At 71.5% G+C, this 18,086-nt stretch carries 18 protein-coding genes; 9 read left to right on the top strand and 9 right to left on the bottom strand.

Features of this window, described 5'->3' with window-relative positions; translation table 11 throughout:
* Window position 1: 1 nt before the first annotated feature.
* Window positions 2–1,240, top strand: a complete 1,239-nt coding sequence (ilvA, locus tag ACFVN5_RS12865; protein WP_376955599.1) for a threonine ammonia-lyase — start codon at window positions 2–4, stop codon at window positions 1,238–1,240.
* Window positions 1,241–1,352: 112 nt separating this feature from the next.
* On the opposite strand, the gene greA is transcribed toward ilvA, so the two are convergent.
* Window positions 1,353–1,844 carry a transcription elongation factor GreA gene (greA, locus tag ACFVN5_RS12860; RefSeq protein WP_376955598.1) on the bottom strand — a complete coding sequence of 164 codons (492 nt, stop codon included), beginning with the start codon at window positions 1,842–1,844 and terminating at the stop codon, window positions 1,353–1,355.
* 76 nt (window positions 1,845–1,920) lie between these two features.
* Entirely contained in the window at window positions 1,921–2,331 is a 411-nt protein-coding gene (locus tag ACFVN5_RS12855) for a DUF4307 domain-containing protein (RefSeq protein WP_376955597.1), read from the bottom strand.
* A 131-nt stretch (window positions 2,332–2,462) separates the two neighbouring features.
* On the opposite strand from ACFVN5_RS12855, the gene ACFVN5_RS12850 reads away from it, so the two are divergent.
* The gene (locus ACFVN5_RS12850) at window positions 2,463–2,819 is read left to right on the top strand and encodes a hypothetical protein (protein ID WP_376955596.1); all 357 of its coding nucleotides are present in this window, start codon (window positions 2,463–2,465) and stop codon (window positions 2,817–2,819) included.
* A gap of 54 nt (window positions 2,820–2,873) precedes the next feature.
* Here the strand turns inward: ACFVN5_RS12850 and ACFVN5_RS12845 are convergent, their stop codons facing one another.
* A complete protein-coding gene (locus ACFVN5_RS12845; RefSeq protein ID WP_376955595.1) occupies window positions 2,874–3,677 on the bottom strand; it encodes a hemolysin III family protein in 804 nt (267 codons plus the stop codon).
* A gap of 72 nt (window positions 3,678–3,749) precedes the next feature.
* Between ACFVN5_RS12845 and ACFVN5_RS12840 the strand changes: the two genes are divergently transcribed.
* From ACFVN5_RS12840 to ACFVN5_RS12830, 3 genes are all read left to right on the top strand, one after another.
* Window positions 3,750–4,535, top strand: coding sequence for an isoprenyl transferase (locus ACFVN5_RS12840; RefSeq protein WP_376955594.1), 786 nt, complete (start codon window positions 3,750–3,752; stop codon window positions 4,533–4,535).
* 58 nt (window positions 4,536–4,593) lie between these two features.
* A complete protein-coding gene (locus ACFVN5_RS12835; protein WP_376955593.1) occupies window positions 4,594–5,712 on the top strand; it encodes an aminotransferase class V-fold PLP-dependent enzyme in 1,119 nt (372 codons plus the stop codon).
* A 223-nt stretch (window positions 5,713–5,935) separates the two neighbouring features.
* A complete protein-coding gene (locus ACFVN5_RS12830) occupies window positions 5,936–7,315 on the top strand; it encodes a PhoH family protein (RefSeq protein WP_376955592.1) in 1,380 nt (459 codons plus the stop codon).
* A 93-nt stretch (window positions 7,316–7,408) separates the two neighbouring features.
* Here ACFVN5_RS12830 and ACFVN5_RS12825 read toward each other — a convergent pair whose 3' ends face one another.
* The 6 genes from ACFVN5_RS12825 to xseA all read right to left on the bottom strand — a co-directional run bounded on the left by ACFVN5_RS12825 (window position 7,409) and on the right by xseA (window position 12,488).
* The gene (locus tag ACFVN5_RS12825) at window positions 7,409–8,035 is read right to left on the bottom strand and encodes an MSMEG_1061 family FMN-dependent PPOX-type flavoprotein (protein ID WP_376955591.1); all 627 of its coding nucleotides are present in this window, start codon (window positions 8,033–8,035) and stop codon (window positions 7,409–7,411) included.
* Window positions 8,036–8,105: 70 nt separating this feature from the next.
* Window positions 8,106–9,518: a class II fumarate hydratase gene (locus ACFVN5_RS12820; protein ID WP_376955590.1), complete on the bottom strand. Its 1,413-nt coding sequence runs from the start codon at window positions 9,516–9,518 to the stop codon at window positions 8,106–8,108.
* A gap of 67 nt (window positions 9,519–9,585) precedes the next feature.
* Window positions 9,586–10,245: a carbonic anhydrase gene (locus ACFVN5_RS12815; RefSeq protein WP_376955589.1), complete on the bottom strand. Its 660-nt coding sequence runs from the start codon at window positions 10,243–10,245 to the stop codon at window positions 9,586–9,588.
* 38 nt (window positions 10,246–10,283) lie between these two features.
* Complete coding sequence (locus ACFVN5_RS12810; RefSeq protein WP_376955588.1) at window positions 10,284–10,925, bottom strand: DUF4245 domain-containing protein; 642 nt, start codon at window positions 10,923–10,925, stop codon at window positions 10,284–10,286.
* On the bottom strand, window positions 10,925–11,173 hold the full coding sequence (locus ACFVN5_RS12805) for an exodeoxyribonuclease VII small subunit (RefSeq protein ID WP_376955587.1): 249 nt from the start codon (window positions 11,171–11,173) through the stop codon (window positions 10,925–10,927). The genes ACFVN5_RS12810 and ACFVN5_RS12805 overlap by 1 nt, the downstream gene beginning before the upstream one ends.
* 10 nt (window positions 11,174–11,183) lie before the next feature.
* Entirely contained in the window at window positions 11,184–12,488 is a 1,305-nt protein-coding gene (gene xseA, locus ACFVN5_RS12800) for an exodeoxyribonuclease VII large subunit (protein WP_376955586.1), read from the bottom strand.
* Window positions 12,489–12,574: 86 nt separating this feature from the next.
* On the opposite strand from xseA, the gene ACFVN5_RS12795 reads away from it, so the two are divergent.
* From ACFVN5_RS12795 to ACFVN5_RS12780, 4 genes are all read left to right on the top strand, one after another.
* The gene (locus ACFVN5_RS12795) at window positions 12,575–13,621 is read left to right on the top strand and encodes a 4-hydroxy-3-methylbut-2-enyl diphosphate reductase (RefSeq protein ID WP_376955649.1); all 1,047 of its coding nucleotides are present in this window, start codon (window positions 12,575–12,577) and stop codon (window positions 13,619–13,621) included.
* Between the two features lie 88 nt (window positions 13,622–13,709).
* Window positions 13,710–14,300, top strand: coding sequence for a TetR/AcrR family transcriptional regulator (locus ACFVN5_RS12790; protein ID WP_376955585.1), 591 nt, complete (start codon window positions 13,710–13,712; stop codon window positions 14,298–14,300).
* Complete coding sequence (locus tag ACFVN5_RS12785) at window positions 14,294–16,030, top strand: ABC transporter ATP-binding protein (protein ID WP_376955584.1); 1,737 nt, start codon at window positions 14,294–14,296, stop codon at window positions 16,028–16,030. Before ACFVN5_RS12790 ends, ACFVN5_RS12785 begins: the two co-directional genes overlap by 7 nt.
* On the top strand, window positions 16,027–18,039 hold the full coding sequence (locus ACFVN5_RS12780) for an ABC transporter ATP-binding protein (protein WP_376955583.1): 2,013 nt from the start codon (window positions 16,027–16,029) through the stop codon (window positions 18,037–18,039). Before ACFVN5_RS12785 ends, ACFVN5_RS12780 begins: the two co-directional genes overlap by 4 nt.
* Window positions 18,040–18,086: the final 47 nt, after the last annotated feature.

Genomic DNA, 18,086 nt, shown 5'->3' with positions numbered 1-18,086 from the left:
AGTGATCACGACCATCCCGGGTCCGGGACTCGCCGAGTTCGAACGCGCGCGCGAGGTCGTGTCGCGCGTCGCCCGGCGCACGCCCATGGAATCCTCCCAGTACCTCGCCGAGCGGCTCGGACTGCCCGTCTACCTGAAGTGCGAGAACCTGCAGCGCACGGGCTCCTACAAGCTCCGCGGCGCCTCCAATCGCATCGCCGCGCTGAGCGACGCCGAGCGCGCCCGCGGCGTCGTGGCGGCGTCGGCCGGCAATCACGCGCAGGGGGTCGCCTACGCGGCCCGCGAGGGCGGCATCCGCGCGACGATCTTCATGCCCGTCGGCGTCGCGCTGCCCAAGCTCGACGCGACGCGGGCGTACGGGGCCGACGTCGTGCTCGTCGGCGACTCGATCGGCGAGACCATCGAGGCGGCCGAGGCGTTCGCCGCCGAGTCGGGCGCCGTGATGATCCCGCCGTTCGACCACCCCGACGTCATCGCCGGCCAGGGCACGCTCGGCCTCGAGATCCTCGAGCAGGCGCCGGATGCCACGACGATCGTCGTGCCCATCGGCGGCGGCGGGCTCGCCGCCGGCATCGCCAGCGCCGCGAAGCAGCAGGCCGCGAAGGAGGGTCGCCCGCTGCGGATCGTGGGCGTGCAGGCCGAGAACGCCGCGCCCTACATCGCGTCGCTCGCGGCGGGGGAGCCGCGCCAGGTGCCGGTCGTGCCGACCATCGCCGACGGCATCGCCGTCTACCGGCCGGGCGAGCTGAACTTCGCGATCATCCGCGACACCATCGACGAGGTCGTGACCGTCACCGAGGACGACATCGCCCGAGCGCTGCTCGTGCTGCTCGAGCGCGCCAAGCTCGTGGTCGAGCCGGCGGGCGCGGTGGCGGTCGCCGCGATGATGACGGGCGCCGTGCAGTCCGACGGACCCGTGGTCGCGGTGCTCTCGGGCGGCAACATCGACCCGTTGCTCATGCAGCGCGTCGTCGCGCACGGGCTCGCGGCATCCGACCGGTACCTCACCATCAGCGTCGGGCTGCCCGATCGTCCGGGCCAGCTCGCGAACGTCGCCGCGCTCCTCGCCGAGGCGAACGCGAACGTCGTCGAGGTGCTGCACACGCGGCACGGCTCGGGCATGCAGATCACCGAGGTCGAGCTGCGGCTCTCCGTCGAGACCCGGGGCCCCGAGCACCGGGCGGCGGTCGTCGAGGTGCTGCGCCGCGCCGGCTACGATCCGCGCGTCGAGACCGACTGAGCAGCGGCACGGATGCCGCGGCGTCGCGTCGCGGCATCCGCTCGCGCCCTGCCGACGACGACAGCCCCCGCGCATCGCGCGGGGGCCGTCGGACGTTTCGGAATCGGGAAGCCTACTGGCCGCCCCAGGTCTCGACGCCGGTGACCTGCACCGCGATCTCGCGGCCGTTCGGCGCGGTGTAGCTCGTCGAGTCGCCGACCTTGAGGCCGAGGATGGCGGCGCCGAGCGGCGAGGATTCGCTGAAGACGTCGAGCTCGGAGTCGCCGGCGATCTCGCGGCTGCCGATGAGGAACCGCTCCTCGTCGCCGGCGATGACCGCGGTGATGACGGTGCCGGGCTCGACGACGCCCGACGACTCGGGCGCCTCGCCGACCTGCGCCGTGCGGAGCAGCTGCGTCAGCTGGCGGATGCGGGCCTCCTGCTTGCCCTGCTCGTCCTTCGCGGCGTGGTACCCGCCGTTCTCCTTGAGGTCACCCTCCTCACGCGCGGCCTCGATGCGCTTGGCGATCTCCTCGCGGCCGTGCGTCGAGAGCTGCTCGAGCTCGCCGGCGAGTCGGTCGAAGGCCTCCTGCGTGAGCCAGGTGACGGTGGCGTCCTGCGCCATGGTGCACTCTCCCGTGTATCGGATACACACTGTATAGACGTGACGCCCCGACGTCTGCCGGGGCGAATGACCCATATTAGGTGAGCCAGCAGGTCGAAATCAAACCCGTGTTCGCCTCCCGGGCGACCCGCACGCGCTCCGTGAACGTGCGCAGGTGCCGGTCGGATGCCGGGATCTCGACGACCTTCCAGCCGACGACGGTGAAGTCCTCGTCGTAGGCCTGGACGATGCACGCCGTGGGGTTGCCGGGCGGCACCGAGAGGGTCCAGCTGACCTCGACCGCGCGCTCGTCGTTGAGGAGCCGGTGACCCGTGTCGGTGGCCTGCACCGTCGGCTTCTGGCCGTCGAGTCCGGCCCAGACCACCCACGCGACGAGCACGACCGCGAACGCGATCGCGGCGCCGATGATGAGCCACCGATCGCGGCTGCGGTTGGTGCGGGTTCGGCCGTATCGCGCGGCGAGCGCGTCGGTCTCAGGCTCGGCCACCGCCCGGCTCCTTCCAACCTCGATCGTCTAGGCTTGGAACCAGCCTAACCCCGCCCCGCGAAGCCGAGATCCTCGGTGAAAGTGAGTCCGATGCTCGCCGTGCCCGCCTGTTCCACCGTCGGAGCACGCTCGTGATCGCTGCCGTCCTGCCCGCCCTCGTGCGCGCCGCGACGCAGGAGCCGAGCGACGAGTTCGACCCCGACACCGTCACCCCCGGCATCTGGGGCTTCGTGCTCACGTTCGTCATCATGGTCGTGGTCGTGCTCCTCGTGCTCGACATGGTGCGTCGCATCCGCCGGGTGAACTACCGGGCCGAAGTGCGCGAGCAGCTCGAGTCCGAGCGACTCGAGCAGGAGCTGATCGAGAGCGGGCTCGAGCGCGACCCGCTCGACGACCTCGACGACCTCGACGGCACGGATGCCACAGGCCGCCCCGCGCGCGAGGGCCGCCCCGCGGCATCCGACGACGACCAGCCGCCGGCCCGCTAGCTCACCGGCCGCACCGCACCGACTGCGCCGCGGCGGAACGCCTTGCGCGCCCGCTCAGGCCGCGTGGTACGCGGGCGCCATCGCGATGAGCAGCGTCGCGGTCCAGTGGCACATGAACGCGAGCACCGTGCACGTGTGGAAGATCTCGTGGAAGCCGAACACACCGGGCCAGGGGTTGGGCTTCTTCAGGCCGTAGACGATCGCGCCGGCCGTGTAGAGCAGGCCGCCGACGATGACGAGGACCATCATGGCGACGCTCGCGGCGAGCAGGTCGCCGAGGTACATGACCGCCGCCCAGCCGAGCAGCAGGTAGATCGGCACGTAGAGCCAGCGCGGGGCGGTGATCCAGAACACGCGGAACCCGATGCCGAGCAGCGCTCCCGCCCAGACGACCGCGAGCAGCACGAAGCCCTTGTCGGGCGGCAGCGCGAGGAGCGCCAACGGCGTGTACGTGCCCGCGATGAGCAGGAAGATGTTGGCATGGTCGATGCGCTTCAGCACGACCTTGGTGCGCGGCTTCCAGTTGAAGCGGTGGTAGAGCGCCGAGTTGCCGAAGAGCAGCATCGACGTGAGCATGAACACCGCGCTCGCCCACTTCGCCCATGGTCCCTCGGCGAGCACGATGAGCACGATGCCCGCCGCGATCGTCACCGGGAACGTGCCCGCGTGGATCCAGCCGCGCCACTTCGGCTTGACCTCGGCGGTGTGGCTCAGCGAGTCGTCGAGGAGGGGGATGTTCGGCAGGTCGGGGCCGTGCGCCTCGCGGCTGATCGCGACATCCGCCGTGTCGTCGGGCGCGACCGGGCTGCTGAGGTCGTCCGCGAGGGTGGGTGCCTCGCGGTGGCGCTTCGGGGTCATGGACACACTGTAGGGCCGACAGCATCACGATCCGCTGTGAGCCCGGGAGCCGCGTCGGGGTAGCGTAGTGCCGTGCAGACGAGCGATCAGCCCCTCGGTCGCGGCATCCTCTACCGCCTCTACCAGAACCGGCTCCGCCGCGGCCTCGACTCCGCGGCCCTGCCGCAGCACGTCGCGATGATCATCGACGGCAACCGGCGCTGGGCGAAGCAGCTCGGCTACGACTCCGCAGCGCACGGTCACCGGGCGGGCGCCGCGAAGATGCGCGAGTTCCTCGAGTGGTGCGACGACCTCGGCATCAAGGTCGTGACGCTCTACCTGCTCTCGAGCGACAACCTCGGCAACCGGCCGAGCGCCGAGCTCTCGGACCTGTTCGAGATCATCGCCGAGCTCGCCGAGGAGCTCTCGCACTACCGCGACTGGCGGGTGCAGCACGTCGGGTCGGATGCCGGCCTGCCCGAGCCGCTCGTCGCCGCGCTCGACGCCGCCGAGCACCGCACCGCCGACAAGCGCGGCCTGCACGTGAACCTCGCCGTCGGCTACGGCGGGCGCAAGGAGATCACCGACGCGATGCGCTCGATCGTCGCCTCGCACCACGCCGAGGGCCGCAGCCTGGAAGACCTGGCAGAGCGCCTGACGCCCGACCTCATCGGGGAGCACCTGTACACCGTCGGGCAGCCCGATCCCGACCTCGTCATCCGCACGTCGGGCGAGCAGCGGCTCAGCGACTTCATGCTCTGGCAGGCCGCGCACAGCGAGTTCTACTTCGTCGAGGCGCTCGGGCCCGACCTGCGCCAGGTCGACTTCCTGCGCGCGCTGCGCGACTACGAGAAGCGCCACCGCAGATTCGGCGGCTGACCCCGTTCTTTCCCGGCCTCCGGTTCTGCCATGATGAGGCTCGGAGAAGGGGGCGTACGTGACGATCGACGCATTCATCGCGGGCTTCACCGAGGAGCCCGGCTACCTCGACTACGGCCGGTTCGGTCCGCTCGCGACCCCGGCCGCCGAGGAGGCGTTCGCGCTCACCCAGGTGCTCGAGCGCGCGCGCCACGGCAGCGTCGACGTGTTCGCCGAGCAGGACGCGCGGGTGCGCGCCGCGGCATCCGCCCTCACCGGCTTCCCGACCGACCAGATCGTGTTCCAGCCGAACACGTCGCAGGGCATCATGCACGCGATGTTCGGGCTCACCGGCAGCGTGCTGCTCTCGCCCGGGGAGTTCCCGAGCCTGCCGATCGCCGCGGTGCGCGCGCAGGAGGCGCTGCACTCGGTGCAGCCCGTGTGGCTCGAGACCGACCACGGCAAGGTCACGCCCGGGCAGATCCGCGAGCAGCTCGAGACCAACGTCGCCGCGGTCGCGGTGAGCCTCGTCGACTCGCGCACGGGCTACCTGTGCGACATCGAGGGCATCCGCCAGGTCATCGGCGACCGACTGCTCATCGTCGACGCGATCCAGGGCTTCGGCGTCGTCGACGCGCCGTGGACGGCGGCCGACGTGGTGCTGACCGGCGGGCAGAAGTGGTGCCGCGCCGGGTGGGGCACGGGCATCATGGCGCTCTCCGATCGCGCGCTCGAGCGGCTCACGCCCGTCTTCTCGGGCTTCACCGGCACCGAGGAGGACGAGCCCTGGGGGCACGTGCCGCCGCCCGCGCCCGACGCGCGCGCGTACCGCGTGTCGAATCCCGACCCCATCGCCGAGGCGCGGTTCGCGGCCGCGCTCGAGGACATCGCCGCGGCGGGCGTGCCCGCGATCAACGCGGCGATCGCCGGCTGGGTGAGTCGCGTCATCGAGCTGGCCGACGAGTTCGCGCTCGCGGTCGTGAGCTCGCGCGACGAGCAGGAGCGCGCGGGCATCGTCGTGCTCGAGCCGCCCGCCGGACAGGTCACGTACCTCACGGCCTCGCTCCACAACCACGGCGTCACCGCCACGACCCGCAACGGGCAGGTCCGGCTCAGCGTGCACGCGGCGACGAACGAGGAGACCCTCGACATGCTTCGGGGCGCGTTCGTGTCGTACGGCACGGCCGCGTCGTACTGAGCGTCGCACCGGCCGAGCGGATGCCGCGGCATCCGCTCAGGCACCCCACCCGTTTGTGAACACGGTGTGAACGTTTCGCGTGTCGGAACCATGGGTGTCGGCACCCCGACGTACGCTCGACCCATCGGGCAACGTGCCTGATCGAGTCGGCTTCGTGAAGCGCTCGTGGAGGGATTCGCCGGCCGGCGCGAGAGCCGAGCGGAAGCTCGGGGCGGGAGCGGTTGTGGCCTCACTCGATACCTCCAAGTCCGTCGGTCAGAACACCGGTCGCGTATCGCGGCCCGACAGCGCGGCACCCACGGGTGCCGCGCAATCCGTGCGGACGTACGTGCTCGACACCTCGGTGCTCCTGTCGGATCCCCGGGCGCTGTTCCGCTTCGCCGAGCACGCGGTGGTCCTTCCTGTCGTCGTCATCACGGAGCTCGAGGCGAAGCGCAACGACCCCGAGATCGGGTACTTCGCGCGCCAGTCGCTGCGGATCCTCGATGAGCTGCGCGTCGAGCACGAGCGGCTCGACTTCCCGATCCCGGTCGGCGAGGGCGGCTCGCTGCGGGTGGAGCTCAACCACTCGAGCCCGTCGGTGCTGCCGAGCGGACTGCAGCTCGGCGACAACGACTCGCGCATCCTCGCCTGCGCGGCCAACCTCGCGAACGACGGCGTCGCCGTCACGGTGGTCTCGAAGGACCTGCCGCTGCGCGTGAAGGCCGCGTCGATCGGCCTCGACGCCCAGGAGTACCGTGCCGAGCTCGCGCCCGACTCCGGCTGGACCGGCATGGCCGAGCTCTCGCTCGGCTCCAACGACATGGCGAAGCTCTACGAGCACGAGCGCCTCGAGACGCGCGAGGTCGAGGCGCTGCCCGTCAACACGGGCCTCGTGATCCACTCCGAGCGCGGGTCGGCGCTCGGCCGCGTCGTCGGCGAGCACGAGGTGCGCCTCGTGCGCGGCGACCGCGACATCTTCGGCGTCCACGGCCGCTCGGCCGAGCAGCGGCTCGCGATCGACCTGCTGCTCGACCCCGAGATCGGCATCCTCTCGCTCGGCGGTCGCGCCGGCACCGGCAAGTCGGCGCTCGCGCTGTGCGCCGGGCTCGAGATGGTGCTCGAGCGGCAGCAGCACAAGAAGATCATGGTGTTCCGCCCGCTCTACGCGGTCGGCGGCCAGGAGCTCGGCTACCTGCCCGGCGACCAGGGCGAGAAGATGAACCCCTGGGGCCAGGCCGTGTTCGACACGCTCGGCTCGGTCGTCTCCGACAACGTGCTCGAGGAGGTCGTCGACCGGGGCATCCTCGAGGTGCTGCCCCTCACGCACATCCGCGGGCGGTCGCTCCACGACGCGTTCGTGATCGTCGACGAGGCGCAGTCCCTCGAGCGCAACGTGCTGCTCACGGTCCTGAGCCGCATCGGCCAGAACTCGCGGGTCGTGCTCACCCACGACGTCGCCCAGCGCGACAACCTGCGGGTCGGCCGCCACGACGGCGTCGCGAGCGTGATCGAGACGCTGAAGGGGCATCCGCTGTTCGCGCACGTCACGCTCACCCGCTCGGAGCGCTCGGCGATCGCCGCGCTCGTCTCGGAGATGCTCGACGGGGCCGAGCTCACCTGACCCTTCCTGAGCACTCGCGGGGCGGTCGGGGGGCCGTCCCGCGAGTGGAGGTCGGATCGTACGCGCGGACTGAGTTGCGTCTCGCCGGCTCGGTCAGCCGTAGATCTTCTCGGCGTACGAGGGGCCGTAGTACTCCTCGAGCAGCTCGAGCGACTCGTCGGGGCGCTCGAGCGTGCGCGCGATGACGGGGCGGCGGGGCGCGGCATCGGGCGTCCAGGTGGTCGGATCCCACGTCTTCGAACGCAGGAACGCCTTCGAGCAGTGGAAGAACACCTCGTCGATCGCGACCTCGAGCACGAGCGCGGGCACGTGCGTGCGCACGCACATCCGCTCGGCGTAGGGCACGTCGCGCAGGAGCCGGGCCCGGCCGTTGACGCGCAGCGTGTCGCCGCGGCCGGGGATCACGAAGTCGAGTCCGACGTGCGGATTCGCGAGCACGTTGTGGAAGCCGTCGGCGCGCCGGTTGCCGGGCCGCTCGGGGAGCGCGATCGTCGTGTCGTCGAGCACGAGCGCGAAGCCCGGCGGGTCGCCCTTCGGCGAGACGTCGGCGTTGCCCTCGGCGTCGGCGGTCGCGATGAAGCACAGCGGCGAGGCGGCGAGCCAGGCGCGGTCGAGCTCGTGCAGCCGGTCGCGCACCTTGCTCCGGGCGGCTGGCAGCGGCTGCCCGACGAGCTCCTCGAGCTCGGCGACCGAGGTGACCGGGGTTCCTCCGTGATCCATGGCTCCCACGCTACGCCCGCACGACCAAGCGCCCCGACGCCAGGGACGTCGGGGCGCTTCGCGATGCGGGTCAGGCCTTCGGCGGCCGCGTCATCGACAGCAGGTCGAGGGCCGCGTCGAGCTGCTCCTCGGTGAGCTCGCCGCGGTCGACGAAGCCGAGGTCGACGACGGCGTCGCGCACGGTGATGCCGTTCTTCACCGAGTGCTTCGCGATCTTCGCGGCGTTCTCGTAGCCGATGTGCTTGTTGAGCGGCGTCACGATCGACGGCGACATGCCGGCGAGGGCGCTCGTGCGCTCGACGTTCGCCTCGAGCCCGTCGACGGTCTTGTCGGCGAGGGCGCGCGTCGAGTTGGCGAGCAGGCGGATCGACTCGAGCAGTGCGGTGCCCATGACGGGGATCTGCACGTTGAGCTCGAACGAGCCGGATGCTCCGGCCCACGCGATCGTCGCGTCGTTCCCGATGACGCGCGAGGCGACCATGAGCACGGCCTCGGGGATGACCGGGTTCACCTTGCCGGGCATGATCGACGAGCCCGGCTGCAGGTCGGGGATGCTGAGCTCGCCGAGGCCGGTGTTCGGGCCGGAGCCCATCCAGCGCAGGTCGTTGCAGATCTTCGTGAGGCTCACCGCGATGGTGCGCAGGGCGCCGGATGCGTCGACGAGGCCGTCGCGGTTGGCCTGCGCCTCGAAGTGGTCGACCGCCTCGGTGATCGGCAGCTCGGTCTCCTGCTGGAGGAGCTCGATGACGAGCTGCGGGAAGCCCGCGGGCGTGTTGATGCCGGTGCCGACGGCGGTGCCGCCGAGCGGAACCTCCGCGACGCGGGGGAGCGCCGTGCGCACGCGCTCGATGCCGAGGCGCACCTGGCGGGCGTAGCCGCCGAACTCCTGGCCGAGGGTGACGGGTGTCGCGTCCATGAGGTGCGTGCGGCCGGCCTTGACGACGTCGGCCCACAGCTCGGCCTTGGCCTCGAGCGAGACCGCGAGGTGGTCGAGCGCCGGGACCAGGTCGTCGATGAGGGCTGCCGTCACGGCGATGTGCACCGACGTCGGGAAGACGTCGTTCGACGACTGCGACGCGTTCACGTGGTCGTTCGGGTGCACCGGCGAGCCGAGCTTCTCGGTCGCGAGCGTGGCGAGCACCTCGTTCATGTTCATGTTCGACGACGTGCCGGAGCCGGTCTGGTAGACGTCGACGGGGAAGTGCGCGACGACGTCGTGGCGGCCGGCGATGACCTCGTCGGCGGCGTCCTCGATCGCACGCGCGATCGCCGGGTCGAGCACGCCGAGGCGGGCGTTCGCCTGCGCGGCGGCCTTCTTGATGCGCGCGAGCGCCTGGATCTGCTGGACCTCGAGGCCCGAGCCCGAGATGGGGAAGTTCTCGACGGCGCGCTGCGTCTGCGCCCGGTAGAGCGCCGCGGCCGGCACCCTCACCTCGCCCATCGTGTCGTGCTCGATGCGGTACTCGGCGGCGTTGTCCACCACGGTTCGTTCCCCTTCGGTTCGCATGCCGGATGCCCCGGCCGGACGCCGCTCGCGCGGCTGGGCGGCGTTAGATGCGGCCGACGACGACGTCGGTCTCGGCGCGGCCCTCGACGAGCCGGTAGTTCGCGCCCACGACAGCCAGCGTACCCGCTGCGACGGCGTCGCTGATGACCTCCGAGCGCTCGAGGAGCTCGGCCACGGTGTTGCGCAGGTGCTCTCGGCCGACGTAGGCCGCGTCGATGTGGTCGACCTCGACGGGGGCGCCGGCCTCGACGCCCGCGACGCGTCGCACGGCGGGGACGATCTTCTCGACGAGCGACGAGATGTGCGGCGGCAGCGGCGCCGCGTCGGGGCCCTGCGACTCGATCGCGGCGCGCACCGCGCCGCAGTGGTCGTGCGCCAGCACGAGGATGAGCGGCACGCCCAGCACGCCGACGGCGTACTCGAGCGAGCCCAGCGCCGAGTCGGAGACGACCTGCCCGGCGTTGCGCACGACGAAGGCGTCGCCGAGCCCGATGTCGAAGATGATCTCCGCCGACAGTCGCGAGTCGGAGCATCCGAAGATCGCGACCGACGGACGTTGGGAGAGGGCGAGCTCGCGCCGGCGATCGACGTCTTGACGTGGATGCCGCGGCTCGCCCCCGATGAACCGCTGGTTGCCGGCGCGCAGCTCGCGCCAGGCCTCTGCGGGGGACTCGGGGCGGCGTTCGGTCGGCTGCTCGCTCACGGCGGCTCCTCTCGGGGCGGGTCGGGCTCGGCTTCGGATCAGCGCAGTGCGTCGATGGTGGGGGTGAGGGCGGTGGCCAACGTCTCGAACTCCTCGGGCGTGCCGGTGCCGAGCAGGACGAACGTGCTGTCGCCCGCCTCGGTGGTGAGTCCGTACTTCGCGTTGCCCACGTCGTCGCCCGTGTCGCGGTTGTCGTACACGGTCCACTCGACGCCGTCGATCGTGGTCGTGCCCGTGGCCAGCGTGCGGGCGAGCAGGCCCGCCACCCACGTGGGGTTGGCGTCGAAGCCCTGGTACATGCCGATGTACTCGTCGCTCGGCGTGAGGTAGCCAACGTACCAGGCGGTGACCTCGTCGACCTGCGACGTGCGCAGCTCGGCGGCGTTCGCACGCCAGCCCTCGGGAAGCTCGGGCACGGCGAGCTGGTCGTCGCTCGCCACCTGCGCCTGCTCGGCGATGGGCGCCACGTCGACGTCGCGCGTCATCGCCGTGTCGGAGCGCGGCACGAGCAGCACGATCACGAGCACGACCAGCAGGCTCGCGCCGAGCGACAGCACGAGGTTGAGCACGGTCTGCCGCTGGCGGTGCAGGCGCGAGTTCTGGGCCTTGCGAGCGGCCGTCTCCTCAGGGGTCTCGGGGCGGCCGAGCTCGGCCACCACCCGCTGCGGTCGCTGCGCCATCAGCGGGCGCCGGGGTCGTCGGATGCCGCGGGCGTGCCGCGCCCGGCTCCGGCGCGCGCCGCGTCGAGGCGCGCCCGCGCGCCGATGAGCCACTCCTCGCACCGTGCTGCGAGCGCCTCGCCGCGCTCCCACAGCGCGAGCGACTGCTCGAGGGTCGCGGAGCCCTGCTCGAGCTCGGCGACGACCTGCACGAGTTCGTCGCGCGCCTGCTCGTACGTCAGCTCGGCGACATCCGTGGTGGGGGGCATGCCACCCATTCTATTCGGCGTCGCCGACCCCGTCGTCGCGGCCCGACGCCCCCGTGGAGCGCCCCGCGCCCCCTGTGGACGGTGCGGGCTCGCGGAGGTCGTGCGACGCGGCGCCGGTGGAGACCGCCCCGAGCACGCCCTCGGCGAGCGTGAGCGTGAGCGTCGCGCCCTCGGGGGCGCCCCCCGGCGCCCGCAGCACGTGCCCGTCGGGACCCTGCACGATGGCGTAGCCGCGGTCGAGCGTCGCCTGCGGCGACAGGGCGCGCAGGTGGCCGCGGAGCTCGCCGACCCGCGCCGTCTGCTTCTCGATGCAGCGCTCCATGAGCTCGGTGCCGCGCGCGACCCAGCGCGTGAGGTCCTCGGCGCGACGGTCGACGATCCAGCCGGCCTCGGCGAGGGCCGGGCGGGCCCGCAGGTGGCCGATCCGGTCGATCTCGCGCGAGAGCAGCGCGGAGAGCCGCATGCCGAGGCGGGCGCGGGCCTGCTCGACACGCATGAGCTCCTCGGCGACGTCGGGCACGACGCGCTTCGCGGCATCCGTCGGCGTCGAGGCCCTGAGGTCGGCGACGTCGTCGAGCAGCGGCCGGTCGGCCTCGTGGCCGATCGCCGAGACGATGGGGGTGGATGCCGCGGCCGCCGCGCGCACGACCCGCTCGTCGCTGAAGCCCAGCAGGTTCTGGAAGTCGCCGCCGCCGCGCGCGACGATGATCACCTCGACGTCCGGGTCGGCGTCGAGCCGTCGGATCGCGTTGACGACCTCGGGCGCCGTGCGGTCGCCCTGCACCGACGCGTACGCCGTGCGGAACTCGACCGCGGGCCAGCGCAGGCGGGCGTTTCGCAGCACGTCCTGCTCGGCGTCGCTGTCGCGCGCCGTGACGAGGCCCACCACGGCCGGGAGGAAGGGGAGGCGCTTCTTGCGGTCGGCGTCGAAGAGGCCCTCGGCGGCGAGCTGCCGGCGGAGGCGCTCGAGGCGCTCGAGCAGGTCGCCGAGGCCGACGTGCTTCATGTCGTAGACCTGCATCGAGAGCGTGCCGCCCTTGACCCACCAGCTCGGCTTCGCGAGCAGCACCGCGTGGTCGCCCTGCTTGAACTGCTCGGCCAGGCGTGCACGCACCGACGACCACATCGTGAACGAGACCGTGGCGTCGGTCTCGAGGTCCTTCAGCTTGCCGTAGACGTTGCCGCCCGAGACGCCCCACTGCGTGATCTCGCCCTCGACCCAGACCGTGCCGAGGCGGTCGAGGTAGTCCTTGAGCTTCGCGGAGAGCAGCGCCACGGGCCACGGATGCTCGCGCGTCGCCGGTGCGTCCGTCATGGGTCCTCCCGCCGCCCGCCCAGCATCGCCCGCGTAGGATGGACACCGTGACGAGCACGACGGATGCCCCGCGAATCGGCCTTGGGATGCCCAGGATGCCGGGCGTTCGCGGCCGGCTCAAGGATATCCCCGCCCCCGGACGCAAGCGGGTGCTGCTCGCGGCGCCCCGCGGCTACTGCGCCGGCGTCGACCGCGCCGTGATCGCCGTCGAGAAGGCGCTCGAGCACTACGGCGCGCCCGTCTACGTGCGCAAGCAGATCGTGCACAACATCCACGTGGTGACCGAGCTCGAGAAGCAGGGCGCGATCTTCGTCGACGAGGTCGACGAGGTGCCCGAGGGCGCCCACGTGGTGTTCAGCGCGCACGGCGTCTCGCCGGCCGTCGTGAACGCGGCATCCGATCGGGGCTTGCACGCCATCGACGCCACGTGCCCGCTCGTCACCAAGGTGCACCGCGAGGCCGTGCGCTTCGCGCGCGACGACTACGAGATCCTGCTCATCGGCCACGAGGGCCACGAGGAGGTCGAGGGCACCGCAGGCGAGGCGCCCGACCACGTCACGCTCGTGAACAGCCCCGACGACGTGCCGAACATCGAGGTGCGCGACCCCGAGAAGGTGGTGTGGCTCTCGCAGACCACGCTGTCGGTCGACGAGACCATGGAGACCGTGCGGCGGCTGCGCGAGCGGTTCCCCGCCCTGCAGGACCCGCCCTCCGACGACATCTGCTACGCCACCCAGAACCGCCAGGTCGCGATCAAGAAGGTCGCGCAGGAGGCCGAGCTCGTCATCGTCGTCGGCTCCGCGAACTCGTCGAACAGCGTGCGCCTCGTCGAGGTCGCGCTCGAGAACGGCGCCAAGGCCGCGTACCGGGTCGACTACTCGACCGAGATCAGGCAGGAGTGGCTCGACGGCGTGACGACGGTCGGCGTGACGAGCGGGGCATCCGTGCCCGAGGGGCTCGTCAAGGAGGTGCTCCTCGAGCTCGAGGACGCCGGCTACGGCGAGGTCGCCGAGGTGAAGACGGCCGAGGAGGACCTCATGTTCTCGCTGCCGAAGGAGCTGCGCCGCGACCTCAGCGGCAACCGCGACGCCCGTGCCCTGGGCGGGCGCTCGCGCGCGAACGCCGACGCCTGACACCCGCGTCCGGCGGGGCCGGGCGCGTTCGCTGTGAGCGTGCGTCCTGATGAGTGAGTGAGCGCTCACTCCGAGGTACGATCGCCGAATGGAACGCACCGTCGAGCGCCCCGGCCGCGCGAGCCCGCTTCCCGTCGAGGAGCGCCGCCGCGCCATCGCCCGCGCCACCGTGCCGCTCATCGTCGCGTACGGCCGCGACGTGACGACGCGCCAGATCGCCGAGGCGGCCGGCGTCGCCGAGGGCACCCTCTTCCGGGTGTTCGACGACAAGGAGGCGATCATCGACGCCGCCGTCGAGGAGTTCCTCGACCCCGAGCCGTTCCGGGCCGCGCTCCGGTCGATCGACGCGTCGCTGCCGCTCGAGCTCAAGGTCCGGCTCATCATCGACCGCTTCCACGACCGGTTCACGGGCATCTTCGGGGTCTTCGCCTCGCTGGGCGGTCGTCCGCGGCCCCCGGCATCCGCGGACCCGGCGGTGATCGTGTCGATCTTCGAGCAGCTGCTCGCACCCGAGCTCGAACGCCTGCGCGTGCCGCCCGCCGGCGTGTTCGCGTTCGTCCGGCTCGTCGCCTTCGCGTCGGCGATACCGCACCTCAACGACCTGCCCGGCAGCCTCGACTCCGCCGAGCTCGCGCACCTCGTCGTCCACGGCATCGAGAAGGGATCCGACCCATGCTGATGCGACTCCTCGTCCAGCACCTGCGGCCGTACTGGGGCCTGTTGATCGGGGTGGTGGTGTTCCAGTTCGCCCAGTCGATGGCCTCGCTCTACCTGCCCACGCTGAACGCCGACATCATCGACGACGGCGTCGCCAAGGGCGACATGGGCGTCATCCTCTCGATCGGCGGTGTCATGCTCGGCGTGACGCTGGTGCAGATCGCCTGCGCGATCGCCGCGGTCTGGTTCGGCGCCAAGGCGGCCATGGCGTTCGGCCGCGACGTGCGCCGCTCGGTGTTCCGCCGCGTCGGCGACTTCTCGGAGCAGGAGGTGTCGCGCTTCGGCGCGCCGAGCCTCATCACCCGGTCGACGAACGACGTGCAGCAGGTGCAGATGCTCGTGCTCATGTCGTGCACGGTGCTCGTGTCGGCGCCGATCCTCGCCATCGGCGGCGTCATCTTCGCGCTCCGCGAGGACCTCACGCTGTCGTGGATCATGGTGGTCGCCGTGCCGGTGCTGCTCCTCGTCCTGGGCATCATCCTCAGCCGCATGGTGCCGCTGTTCCAGTCGATGCAGAAGCGGATCGACGGCGTGAACCGGGTGCTGCGCGAGCAGCTCACCGGCATCCGCGTCATCCGCGCCTTCGTGCGCGAGCAGGTCGAGGACGACCGGTTCGAGCAGGCGAACGACGCGCTCACCGACACCGCACTGCGCGCCGGCCGGCTCTTCGCGCTCGTCTTCCCGATCGTGCTGCTCGTGCTCAACGTGTCGAGCGTCGCGGTGCTCTGGTTCGGCGCCTTCCGCGTCGAGGACGGCTCGCTGCAGATCGGCTCGCTCATCGCGTTCCTCAGCTACCTGATCCAGATCCTCATCGCGGTCATGATGGCGACGATGATCGCGTTCCTGCTGCCGCGTGCCGTGGTCTCCGCAGGCCGGATCGGCGAGGTGCTGGGGACCGAGCCGTCGGTCGTCGAGCCGATCGGCGGCACGACCGAGTTGACGGAGCCCGGCACCCTCGAGTTCCGGCACGTGACGTTCGCCTACCCCGGTGCCGAGGATCCGGTGCTCAAGGACGTCAGCTTCGTCGCCGAACCGGGCAGGGTCACGGCGGTGATCGGCGCGACGGGCGCCGGCAAGACCACGATCGTCAACCTCGCGGCGCGCCTCTTCGACGTGACGAGCGGCAGCGTGCTCGTCGGCGGCGTCGACGTGCGCGAGCTCGACTCCGACGTGCTCAACGCCCAGTTCGGGCTCGTGCCGCAGAAGCCCTACCTCTTCGCCGGCACGGTCGCATCCACGCTCCGCTACGGCGATCCCGACGCGACCGACGACGAGCTCTGGGCCGTGCTCGAGACCGCGCAGGCGCGCGACTTCGTCGAGGCCATGCCAGAGGGGCTCGAGGCATCCGTCGCACAGGGCGGCACCAACGTGTCGGGCGGCCAGCGGCAGCGCCTCTCGATCGCGCGGGCGCTCGTGCGCAGGCCGCCGATCCTGCTGTTCGACGACTCGTTCTCGGCGCTCGACACGGCGACCGACGCGCGATTGCGGTCCGCGCTCGCACGAGCCGAGGCCGGCGCCACGATGCTCGTCGTCGCCCAGCGCGTCGCGACGATCGTCGGCGCCGACCAGATCCTCGTCGTCGACGACGGACGCATCGTCGCACGCGGCACGCACGAGGAGCTGCTGGAGACCTCGCCGACCTATGCCGAGATCGTGGAGAGCCAGCTGAGCGCGGAGGAGGCGGCGGCATGACCGACGAGCGACAGGAGACGCAGGCTCCGCCGCGGCCGCCCATGCGGCGCGGGCCGATGGGCGGCGGCCCCATGGGCATGATGGCGATGCCCGGCGAGAAGTCGATGGACTTCTGGCCGAGCGCCAAGCGACTGCTCGGCCGGCTCCGTCCCGAGCGCGCGCTCGTCGTGCTCGTGATCCTGCTCGGGGTCGTGAGCGTCACGTTCTCGGTCCTCGGGCCGAAGATCCTCGGCGAGGGCACGAACCTCATCTTCGAGGGCTTCATCTCATCGCAGATGCCCGCCGGCGCCACGCAGGAGCAGGTCGTGGCCGCGCTCCGCGCGCAGGGCAACGACCAGCAGGCCGACATGGTCGCCTCGATGCACCTCGTGCCCGGACAGGGCATCGACTTCACCGCGCTCGCCACGGTGCTCGCGTGGGTGCTCCTGCTCTACGTGCTCGCCGCACTGTTCGCGTGGGCCCAGGGCTACGTGCTGAACGGCGTCACCCAGCGCACCGTCTACCGGCTGCGCCAGGACGTCGAGGCGAAGATCCATCGCCTCCCGCTGTCGTACTTCGACCGGATGCCGCGAGGCGAGCTGCTCTCGCGGGTGACGAACGACATCGACAACATCTCGCAGACGCTGCAGCAGACCATGAGCCAGCTGCTCACCTCGCTCCTCACGGTGGTCGGCGTGCTCGTCATGATGTTCATCATCTCGCCGGTGCTCGCGCTCATCGCACTCGTCACGATCCCGCTGACGCTGGTGATCACGGCGCTCATCGCGAAGCGCTCGCAGGGGCTGTTCGTGAAGCAGTGGCGGCACACCGGCGAGCTCAACGCCCAGGTGGAGGAGGCCTACTCGGGCCACGCCCTCGTGCGCGTGTTCGGCCGCCGTCCCGAGGTCGGCCGCCGGTTCGACGAGAAGAACGAGGAGCTCTACCAGCAGAGCTTCGGCGCCCAGTTCGTGAGCGGCCTGATCATGCCCGCCATGACGTTCGTCGGCAACCTCGTCTACGTCGGCATCGCCGTCGTGGGCGGCCTGATGGTCGCGGCGGGCACCATCTCGCTCGGCGACGTGCAGGCGTTCATCCAGTACTCGCGCCAGTTCACGCAGCCGCTCGCGCAGCTCGGCTCGATGGCCAACCTGCTCCAGTCGGGCGTCGCGAGCGCAGAGCGCGTCTTCGAGTTGCTCGACGCCGACGAGCAGTCGGCCGACCCGGCGAAGCCCGAACGGCCGGCCGCGACGAGCGGGCGCCTCGTCTTCGACGACGTGTCGTTCCGCTACGACCCCGAGAAGCCGCTCATCGACCACCTCTCGCTCACGGCGGAGCCCGGCATGTCCATCGCCATCGTCGGACCCACGGGCGCGGGCAAGACCACGCTCGTGAACCTGCTCATGCGCTTCTACGAGCTCGACTCCGGCCGGATCACGCTCGACGGACTCGACGTCACGCGGATGACGCGCGACGAGCTCCGCTCGCGGATGGGCATGGTGCTGCAGGACACGTGGCTGTTCGCCGGCACGATCCGCGAGAACATCGCCTACGGGCGCCCGGGCGCGACGGAGGAGGAGATCCTCGAGGCCGCCCGCGCGACGTACGTGGACCGGTTCGTGCGGAGCCTGCCCGACGGCTACGACACGCGGCTCGACGACGAGGCGTCGAACCTGTCGGCCGGCGAGAAGCAGCTCATCACGATCGCGCGCGCATTCCTCGCGAGCCCGTCGGTGCTCATCCTCGACGAGGCGACGAGCTCGGTCGACACCCGCACCGAGCTGCTGCTGCAGCACGCGATGAACGCGCTCCGCGCCGACCGCACGAGCTTCGTGATCGCGCACCGGCTCTCGACGATCCGCGACGCCGACCTCATCATCGTGATGGAGGAGGGGCGGATCGTGGAGCAGGGCTCCCACCAGGAGCTGCTCGCCGCGAGCGGCGCGTACGCGCGGCTGTACGAGGCCCAGTTCGCGGCGCCGCTCGAGGAGGCCACGGACGCCGGGGAGGGCGCTCCGGCGCTGGCGCGGTGACCCGGGGTGGAGACCACGGACGGGCCGGCGCGATGCGCTCGGCCCGT

The organism is Agromyces sp. NPDC057865 (assembly GCF_042796995.1).
Taxonomy (GTDB): Bacteria; Actinomycetota; Actinomycetes; order Actinomycetales; family Microbacteriaceae; genus Agromyces.
The sequence above is the reverse complement of the archived record's forward strand: the minus strand, read 5'-3'. Positions and strand labels throughout refer to the sequence as shown.